This is a genomic window from Brevibacterium moorei, assembly GCF_024580735.1.
Lineage (GTDB): Bacteria > Actinomycetota > Actinomycetes > Actinomycetales > Brevibacteriaceae > Brevibacterium > Brevibacterium moorei.
This window is the reverse complement of sequence record NZ_JANIJX010000044.1, coordinates 1-8,479: the sequence shown is the minus strand read 5'-3', so window position 1 is coordinate 8,479 and position 8,479 is coordinate 1. Positions and strand designations below refer to the sequence as shown.

Genomic DNA, 8,479 nt, shown 5'->3' with positions numbered 1-8,479 from the left:
AATACCAGCGCACCGCCCACAGGATCACATCACCCTGGAAATGGCGCCACTTGAAATCCGTCATCGTTCCGTCCGTCCAATCTCCGCCAAGCATGCTCAAGCTTCACGATTTTTGCAACAGAGCCGTCGGGAGCGCCCTCCTTGACGCCGTCGAACAATTCACACTCCCAACTCTGGCAGTCCTCGCCATTGTCGTGACGGGCTGGCTGCTTATTCGCTACCGAAAGAGAGTCCACCCATGAATCGCACCACAGACAGCAAGCGCCCTCGCGACTGGGCGACGATCCCCAACGCCGTCACGCTGCTCCGGTTTGCGCTCGTCGCCCCGGTCGCGGTCCTCCTCGTGGACGGCTCGCGACCAGTGCTCGCCGTGGTACTCCTGGCGATCTTCGGGGCTAGTGATTGGGTCGACGGCGCCCTCGCCCGCAAGCTCGGCCAGACCAGCAAGACCGGTGCCGTGCTCGACCCGGTCGCTGATCGTATCGGTGTGGCCGTGATCGCATTGGCACTTGTCATGGCTGGCCACGTTTCCATCTGGGTTGCGCTCGGCATCGCAGCGGTAGATGTAGCGCTGGGTGTGACCTACCTGATGGTCCGCCCCAGCCATGCTCCCGAAGTGTCATGGATCGGAAAGATTCGCACGGCCGTCCTGATGGCAGGCATTCTGCTCGTCGGACTCGGAGCGATCCCGAACCTCCATCTATTCGGCGTCGCCGGTCAAGCATTCTGCGTCATCGGAGCAGCTCTCCACCTCCTCGCAGGAATCGGCTACCTCTCTTCCATCATGTGCGGCCCCCGCAAAGCATAAGATTGCCTCGGAGGAATGGTTCTATGCTGAGCAGATTGCGAGCGTCACATTCTGTCCGCCGAACCCAAAGGAGTTGCTGACCGCTGCCCCGACCCGAGTGCGGAGAGCCTCCGTGACCACGTCAAGATGAATCTCGGGATCAATACTTTGAAGGTTGGCAGTCGCGGGAATGATCCCTGATTCAATGGTTCGTGCCGTGATGATCGCTTCGACGGCTCCCGCCCCTCCGACCAAGTGCCCGAGCGCACCCTTCGGGGCGGTGACGTTGATGTCTTCCCCAAAAACTTCAACGAGCGCCTGTGCTTCAGCGCGATCCCCGACGACTGTCCCGGTCGCGTGGGCATTCACATGGTCAATGTCGTTCACCGTGAGATCACCCACTGTGAGTGCCTTGCGAATGGCGCGGACCTGCCCATGTCCGCTTGGTTCGGTGCCGGTGATGTGGTGCGCGTCCGCGGTGATGCCCCAACCGGCGAGCCAGGCGTGGACGCGGGCACCGCGTGCGGCAGCGTGCCTCTCACTCTCAAGGATCACGATCCCGGCACCCTCACCCAGCACGAAGCCTCTACGGTTGGCGTCGAATGGGCGGGAAAGACACGTGACGTCGCCGCCGTCGGGCTTCGCGAGCGCTTGCGCTTGCGCGAAGCCCGCCAGAGTAAGCGGGGTGATTGCCGCTTCAACACCACCTGCAATTACCGCATCCGCCTCGCCAGCCTCGATGAGTCGTGCTCCCAAGGCGATAGCCTCGGCTCCGGATGCGCAGGCCGAAGACGGAGTGTACACACCGGCCTTCGCGGAGTACTCGATACTGATCTGAGCCGAGGCACCGTTGGGCATCAGCATGGGCACGGCGCGTGGAGAAACACGACGCGCACCCCGGCTCTCGAGCACGTCATCCTGCTCAAGGAGTGTCTCTACGCCACCAACACCAGTGCCCACTGCGACAGCCAGACGTTCGGGGTCTATGTCGCAAAGGCCTGCATCAAGCCATGCCTCTCTGGTCGCAGCAAGCGCTAACTGCTGGCTGCGGTCAAGCTGCCGTGCGCGAACGCGACTGAGCACCACTTCGAGATCAGTCGTTACCGGAGCGGCGACACGCACCGGGAGACTGGCCCATGTGTCGCCGAGGCCGTCGAGTTCACAAATGCCAGAGCGCCCCTCAAGCAACCCGGACCACAGGGCTTCTACATCAGCCCCCAGCGGGGTTACCGCCCCGTACCCCGTCATTGCAATTCGCATCAAGACTCTCCCTAACTTGTATGATGATCAAGTTGAACTGTATCACATACAATTGATGCGTGAGCGATAAGAACCAGCGCAAGCAAGTGGTGCGAGGAGCGGGCACGCGCCGTAGAATTCGTGCCGCAGCAATGACGCTCTTCACAGACCGCAAGTTTGTAGAGGTCACAATGAGCGAGTTGGCAAAGGCGGCTGGGGTGTATCCCAACCAGATCACTCATCACTTTGGGTCCAAGGATGCACTGTACGTTGATGTCGCATTCGGGTTGCTTCTGCGAGATACGGAGCGGCTGCAGAAAGCCGGGCGTAGAGCCAGCACGCCGGATGCCATGAAGCGAGTCCTTGCCCGAACTGCTCTGACCATGCCGTCAATAACGGTTGTAGTGAGCGCCCTCGCACTCGCGCGCGGGAACCCCACGCTGCAGCCAGAAGTTGAAGCTGGACTCAATGTCCTGTTTCGCCAGTCAGAGCAGTTCTTAGTAAGAAAGCTATGGGAGCAGCACTGGACGATAGACCAAGACATCGACCGCGCCACGAAAACCTTTTGGAGCGCCGTTTTCGGGGCTGTGATCATCTCCCAGGCCGGTTTTCCCGGAGGTCCCTCATCGGTCGATGTGGCCGCCACATTGTCCATTCACGCCGCTGATGAAGCGCAAAGAGGTGATGCTGAATGAACAGCTACGCGAACGACTCTTGCCAGCGAATGATTCCACAAACAGCTGACCGTGTTCGTGCTCGCTAGCTATTCGCCCTCGCACTATCTAACAGAGCACGAAGTCGCCCGCGGGTACGGGCTCGTCGAATATCTAAATCAGCTTGTCCCGAATTGAACTGCGCGACGGTCGAGCAAGAGATCGGGCAACTTCGTGTGACACAATTGGATACACCGACATTTCACGGCGCCGTGGTGTACGAGGAGATACATGCTAACGGATTTCTTACGAGATCAAGCATTCGCGGTCGCCTGGTTGTCCATGATGGCCGCTGCATGGCTCGGGTGGTCCCAGGAAGACCCCAAACCTCGGCTCCGAGGCGCCCTCGGTACGGGTTCAGTGCTGGGAATGCTTATCGCGATAGCTGCCGGGCTCCTCGTATGGCGCAATTGGACAACACCAACTGCTCTCGAGGGTCGCTATTGGGTGTTTGGTCTCATTGTTCTTGCTGAAGCTGTGCTCATCGGTGTCGGATGTATTTTTCTCGCCCGGCGGGGATTGACTCGCTGGTACGGGTGGTGGATCGGGATATGTGTGGCGTTGCATTTTATTCCCCTGGCATGGATATTCGAAGACTGGTCCTACCTTGTGCTCGCTGTTGTTCAAGTCGCCGGTCTCGTCACCATGTTTCCACCTCTGAAGCGTGGTACGTATGCGACCAGCCGCTGGGCATGCCCCTGGATTGCTTTGACGTTTCTCGTCTTCGCGATTGCGTCCGGAATCATCTTGCTACTTCGCTACGGATACCCCGTGTAAGGCAGTCCTGTACCCGTAAATGTGCAAGACGGCTCCTAAGACTTCAACCAACTTTCCAACTCCGGATCCCACAAGACCGCCGATGACTGTGTGAGAGTCGTTGTCTCGCCCCCAGAAGGCCGAGATCGTCTTTGACACCGTCGTTCGACCGAAGAGAGGTAGACCATCATGTCAGCCCTGGCCGCACCTGGCCTCAGCGCTATCCGTGACTCACTCCGGTGCCCGATCTGCGCCGGTCGCCTCGAACTGACACCGGGGGCACTGCGTTGTCGTCAGCGACACACCTTCAACATCGCTCGGCACGGCTACGTCAGCCTACTGTCTGGGACTAATGCGATCAGCGGGGATGATGCGCCGATGATCCAAGCTCGAGAACGTTTCCTCGCGACCGGCGCCTACGAGCCGATACGCCGGGCCGTCTCGACGATGGTGTCTCATACGATCCCTCGTGATGGCATAGTTCTCGATGTTGGCTGTGGTACCGGCTACTACCTCGCCGGTGCGCTCGACAAAGTGACCGGGGCTCGCGGCCTGGGGCTTGACTCCTCGGTGCGTGCGCTGCGGGTCGCTGCGCGCGTCCACGAGCGAGCAGCCGCAGCGAGCTGGGACGTGTTCCGCCCGTATCCGTTGGCCGACCAGTCGGTGGATGCTGTGCTGAACATGTTCGCTCCGCGCAACCCCGGCGAGTTTCACCGGGTCCTCCGCCCGAACGGCAGCCTGATCGTGGTGCGTCCGACGGTCGACCACCTGGCCGAGTTGCGCCGCGATGTGCCCGACTCGGTGACTATCGATGTTTCCAAGGAGCAACGCCTGCATGACGCCCTGGCACCGTTCTTCGAACAGGAGCGAGATCAACACGTCGGCTACATCGCAGAGATTGAACCGCAAACGGCTCGCGATCTGCTCGGAATGACGCCGAGTGCGCGGCACATCACCCCGGCAGAGGTCTCGGACGACGACCTGCCCGAGCGAGTCACCATATCCGTGCTTGTCAGCTCATACCGGCTACGGGAGACTTGACTGGTGGCAGAGCGATCCCGTCGCATCGGGATGGCACCTTAGCGCGGTTATCGAGATCGCCGTGAGGCGCATGTCTCACGGATCATCAGGAGGGCGCAGAGAACGTAGAGCGCTGCGGCGCAGATCCAGAGGGTGCCGTCTGCATTCGTTCGGGTGAGTGCGAAAATGCCGGTGAAGGTGACCGGGCCGATGATCGAGGTGAGGCTGTTCAGGCTTGCAAGTGTTCCCTGCAGGCGTCCCTGCTGCTGCTCGGGCGCGCGTCTCGAGAGCAGCGTCTGCAGTGCGGGCAACGTGATGCTGCCGAGTCCGAGCGCTGCGAGGATCGGTAGCATCGCCCATGTGCTGGCGATGAGGGCAAGGCCGATGAGCCCAATGGCGTCTGCGGCGATACCGACGAGGATCGCCCGGGTCTCGCCGATCCGGGACACGATGCGTCCGGTCAGTGCCGCCTGCACGAATACTTGCACCATTCCGAAGATGGATAGCGAAACGCCGACTTCGACGGGGTTCCAGTCGAGGCGCTGCTGCGTGAAGAGCACCCAGGTGGAGCCTGGTGCTTGGCCGATGAACTGCACGATGCCGAAGACTGCGAGAAGGATAAGCATCCCCGGCACTGCGGTTCGCTTCGCCGTACCGGGTTGCTGTGCGTGCGAGCCGTTGCTGCCCGGTGGCCGCGTCTCACGCAGAAGACTCGCGCTGAGTACGAGGGTGATTCCGGCGAGCGCGGCGGCGACGAGGAATGGCAGATGCGGTGAGACCCCGCCGAAAAGACCGCCAATGGCGGGACCCGCGATCATGCCACCGCCGTAGCATGCGCCGAGCCACCCGTAGCGTTTTGCGCGCTGATCCGGCGGAGTAATGTCGGCGATCACCGTCGCGGTGACGGCGTTCGTGGCGCCGGTAATGCCTGCAACCGCGCGGGCGAGGTAAAAGACCCACAGCGTGTCCGTCAGTGCGAGCACGAGGTAGTCGATCGTCGCGCCTGCGAGGGAGGCGACAAGCACGCGGCGGCGTCCGAAACGGTCAGAGAGTCGGCCAAGGATCGGGGCGCAAAGAAACTGCATGATCGCATAGAGCGCTGTCAGTAGTCCGACGTGCAGTGGGATCATGTCGTCGGGGGCACCGACCTGGTCGAGAAGGGTAGGCAAGATCGGCATCACGAGGCCCAGCCCTGCAGCATCGAGGGTCGCCGTGATGAGCACGGCTGTCAGGATTCCACGATGAGAGTAGCGAGCAGTCACTTTATCTAAGATAAAGTTATCGATGATAAAGTGCAACTATGACTCACCACCGGAAGCGTCTCGACCGCACGTCCGTGTTGCTCGGGGCCCGGCAGGTGCTCGACGAGACTGGGCTCGATGGCTTCACCACTCGCGCGCTGGCGGCTCACTTACAGGTACAGCAGCCCGGCCTCTACTGGCACTTCCGCACGAAGGCCGAACTCCTCGCAGCGCTGGCGAGCGACGTGCTTGACCGAGAGCATCACGCTTCCTTCCCCGAGTCCGACGAGAAATGGGACGCATTTCTCTTGCGAAACGCAAGAAGTTTCCGCCACGCACTACACGCGGTCCGTGACGGTGCGCGTCTCCACGCTGAGCACCACCGCAGACCATCCGGCGACGACACCGACGAAGGAGCTGAGGCTTCCGGTCAGCAAGTCGGGCTTCTCGTGTCTCAGGGATTCGATGAACAGACAGCCATCAGCATGCTCATCGCGGTCAGCCGATACACCGTCGGTGTCGTACTGGAGGAGCAAACCGCAGAGGTCGGCAATGCGAGCGTTCCTGAACGCGACCGGGAATTCGATTTCGGCCTGACAGCACTGATCGACGGATTCTCTCACTCCCGCACAGCGTCATTGACCTCGAGCGAATCGTGACCTCATTCGACGCTCAGCGGGTTCGCGCGAGACGGGAAAAGATCCCGTCCACCATAAGCGCCAGACCGCGCTCATAGGCACGATCAAGATCGAGGGCATAACCCGAGCCGATCAAGGATTTCAGCGCGGCGTGGTTCTCATTCGAACTGAGTTGCTCGAGTTTGTCGATACGCTCATCGATCCAGGTATCTGCATCGACACCGGTGATAGATTCTGCCTCTGTTTCGGGCTCGAGCAAAATTGCCGTGCCTCGCGCCTGCGTGAAGAGCAGAATGTGCGTCTCCATCGCTTCTTCGGCACTGATACCCGCCCGAGTGAGTGTTCGAATCACCCACTCTGCGAAGACGAGTGCTGCGGGCACTAATTGCGGGCGTGTGACGGAAAGCTGCGGAGCAAGCCACGGATGCCGTCGGAACACTCGCCACAGCTCTCGATGTCCGCGGATCAGATCTTCACGCCAGGTCCCGACTTCATCACCCGCAGACCAATCGCGAAGCGCACGATCCATCATCGCGAAAAGCAGATGTTCCTGGCTCGGGTAGAACCGATATAGCGTGGCCGACCCCATATGGACCACATTCGCGACCCTCCGCATCGAAAGCGAGTCAATACCCTCGACATCGGCGATGGAAACAGCGGCAGTTACGATGCGTTCCGCAACGGCATCATCTGCTTCCGGCACCGGACGCTGCACATGCTGCCGCCGTTGTGGGTGCTGGGGTGCGTCTCGTGAGCTGCGCCCACCCCTTGCCCCTGGTGCCGTTGTCGCGACGACCGTTCCGACACCGGGCACCGGTGTCGCCAGTCCCTCGGATCGCAGTAGTGCGTGCACACGACTGGCCGTTGCAATTGCGACATTCCACGTACCAGTGATCTCCCTGGCAGAAGGAAGCATCTCCCCGGGCCGCAATTCTCCAGCAAATATCTGCGCCCGCAGCTCGGCAGCGATCTCCGCAGATGACGTTCCCACCCTTGCCATCCTGTACTAGAACACCAGCGTTGGCAAGCGATGAGAACCTTGCCATTCCGTCACAGTGGAGCAGGTCTCAGCATCGCTGTACTAGTACGAGCTTGCTCACCATCTCAGGCCTTCCTTAGGTTTGGCGTCATGAATATGAATGAACGACGAGTACTCATCTCTGGCGCAAGCATCGCAGGACTGGCATGCGCCTACTGGCTTCGAAGGCACGGATTCTCCGTCACGATCGTCGAGATCGCTCCCAGCCCAGGGCCCGGCGGTCAAGCCGTCGACCTGCGCGGCGCCGGACGCACAGTCATCGACCGTATGGGGCTGCTCAATGGGGCGCGTGCGATCGGCCTCGAGCAGGCGGGCATGTCCTGGGTCGACGCACACGGCCAGACACGCGCCGCCATGCCGACGGATGCGTTCGGGAGAAGGATTCATCTCGGAGATCGAGATCCTCCGCGGCGATCTCGTCGACCTGCTCTACCAACAGCTCGGTGACGGTATCGAGTGGATCTTCAACGACACCATCACCGAGCTCGCGCAGAGTTCGAACTACGTGAATGTCACGTTCCGTGGCGCACGCCCACAGCGTTTCGATTTCGTCATCGGCGCCGACGGGTCTGCTGAAGGTTTAGTTGACTCGGGTTTCCATTAATTAGGCAGCCAAGTCGACTGCACTTCTCATTATGGCCTCGAATTCCACCGGTGTGAGTTTCCCGAGACCTCGTTGGCGGCGTTTGCGATGATATTTGCCCTCGACCCAGGTCACGATCGCGAGGCGAAGCTCTCGCCTCGTACGCCACGATTGTCTGTCGAGCACGTTCTTTTGCAGGAGGCTAAAGAAGCTTTCCATGGCTGCATTGTCGCCAGCCGCCCCGACTCTGCCCATCGACCCACGGAGTTTGTGCCGCTTCAGTGCTTGCTGGAATTTTCGTGACCTGAATTGACTGCCGCGATCCGAGTGCACTATCCTGGGTTTTTCATGGTGTGGGGTGTCCGGGGTGTGGATGAATAGGTGAAGGTGACCTCTGACCTGGGAAAATAGGACTTGTCTAGAGTTCAATTCCCGCAGAAGAAAGATCACCTTCGAAGTGAAG

The 8,479-nt window shown here is 60.6% G+C and carries 9 protein-coding genes and 2 pseudogenes; 6 read left to right on the top strand and 5 right to left on the bottom strand.

All coding sequences use genetic code 11. The annotated features are described in order from the left end of the window. The first annotated feature begins 238 nt into the window (after nt 1-238). The gene (locus NQ034_RS15800) at nt 239-808 is read left to right on the top strand and encodes a CDP-alcohol phosphatidyltransferase family protein (protein ID WP_092919881.1); all 570 of its coding nucleotides are present in this window, start codon (nt 239-241) and stop codon (nt 806-808) included. 21 nt (nt 809-829) lie between these two features. Here the strand turns inward: NQ034_RS15800 and NQ034_RS15795 are convergent, their stop codons facing one another. Next, nucleotides 830-2,047 (bottom strand): beta-ketoacyl-[acyl-carrier-protein] synthase family protein, encoded by a 1,218-nt coding sequence (locus NQ034_RS15795; RefSeq protein ID WP_197077862.1) that lies wholly within the window; start codon nt 2,045-2,047, stop codon nt 830-832. A 59-nt stretch (nt 2,048-2,106) separates the two neighbouring features. Here NQ034_RS15795 and NQ034_RS16515 point away from each other — a divergent pair, with 59 nt between their 5' ends. The 3 genes and pseudogenes from NQ034_RS16515 to NQ034_RS15785 all read left to right on the top strand — a co-directional run bounded on the left by NQ034_RS16515 (nt 2,107) and on the right by NQ034_RS15785 (nt 4,536). Next, entirely contained in the window at nt 2,107-2,721 is a 615-nt protein-coding gene (locus tag NQ034_RS16515) for a TetR/AcrR family transcriptional regulator (RefSeq protein ID WP_049620400.1), read from the top strand. A 963-nt stretch (nt 2,722-3,684) separates the two neighbouring features. After that, nucleotides 3,685-3,825 (top strand): annotated as a pseudogene (locus tag NQ034_RS16510) (putative RNA methyltransferase); the annotation flags it as partial. 48 nt (nt 3,826-3,873) lie between these two features. Next, nucleotides 3,874-4,536, top strand: a complete 663-nt coding sequence (locus tag NQ034_RS15785; RefSeq protein WP_197077863.1) for a methyltransferase domain-containing protein — start codon at nt 3,874-3,876, stop codon at nt 4,534-4,536. Nucleotides 4,537-4,583: 47 nt separating this feature from the next. Here NQ034_RS15785 and tet(Z) read toward each other — a convergent pair whose 3' ends face one another. Next, the gene (gene tet(Z) / locus NQ034_RS15780; protein ID WP_114950139.1) at nt 4,584-5,777 is read right to left on the bottom strand and encodes a tetracycline efflux MFS transporter Tet(Z); all 1,194 of its coding nucleotides are present in this window, start codon (nt 5,775-5,777) and stop codon (nt 4,584-4,586) included. A gap of 38 nt (nt 5,778-5,815) precedes the next feature. On the opposite strand from tet(Z), the gene NQ034_RS15775 reads away from it, so the two are divergent. Continuing rightward, nucleotides 5,816-6,415: a TetR/AcrR family transcriptional regulator C-terminal domain-containing protein gene (locus NQ034_RS15775; protein ID WP_010889966.1), complete on the top strand. Its 600-nt coding sequence runs from the start codon at nt 5,816-5,818 to the stop codon at nt 6,413-6,415. A gap of 13 nt (nt 6,416-6,428) precedes the next feature. Here the strand turns inward: NQ034_RS15775 and NQ034_RS15770 are convergent, their stop codons facing one another. Continuing rightward, on the bottom strand, nt 6,429-7,097 hold the full coding sequence (locus tag NQ034_RS15770) for a TetR/AcrR family transcriptional regulator (protein ID WP_235362322.1): 669 nt from the start codon (nt 7,095-7,097) through the stop codon (nt 6,429-6,431). Between the two features lie 99 nt (nt 7,098-7,196). Beyond that, a pseudogene (locus tag NQ034_RS16505) lies at nt 7,197-7,394 on the bottom strand (GntR family transcriptional regulator); the annotation flags it as partial. 30 nt (nt 7,395-7,424) lie between these two features. Here NQ034_RS16505 and NQ034_RS15765 point away from each other — a divergent pair. Further along, nucleotides 7,425-7,880: an NAD(P)-binding protein gene (locus NQ034_RS15765; protein WP_083078715.1), complete on the top strand. Its 456-nt coding sequence runs from the start codon at nt 7,425-7,427 to the stop codon at nt 7,878-7,880. A gap of 157 nt (nt 7,881-8,037) precedes the next feature. Here NQ034_RS15765 and NQ034_RS15760 read toward each other — a convergent pair. Beyond that, the coding region (locus NQ034_RS15760; protein ID WP_373567248.1) for an integrase core domain-containing protein at nt 8,038-8,479 on the bottom strand (442 nt) is incomplete at its 5' end.

Excerpts from the sequence above, each read along its gene's own strand:
- NQ034_RS15775 (WP_010889966.1), top strand. The coding sequence starts at position 5,816 with ATGACTCACCACCGGAAGCGTCTCGACCGCACGTCCGTGTTGCTCGGG.
- NQ034_RS15800 (WP_092919881.1), top strand. The coding sequence starts at position 239 with ATGAATCGCACCACAGACAGCAAGCGCCCTCGCGACTGGGCGACGATC.
- NQ034_RS15765 (WP_083078715.1), top strand. The coding sequence starts at position 7,425 with ATGAGAACCTTGCCATTCCGTCACAGTGGAGCAGGTCTCAGCATCGCT.
- NQ034_RS15785 (WP_197077863.1), top strand. The coding sequence starts at position 3,874 with ATGATCCAAGCTCGAGAACGTTTCCTCGCGACCGGCGCCTACGAGCCG.
- NQ034_RS15795 (WP_197077862.1), bottom strand. The coding sequence starts at position 2,047 with ATGCGAATTGCAATGACGGGGTACGGGGCGGTAACCCCGCTGGGGGCT.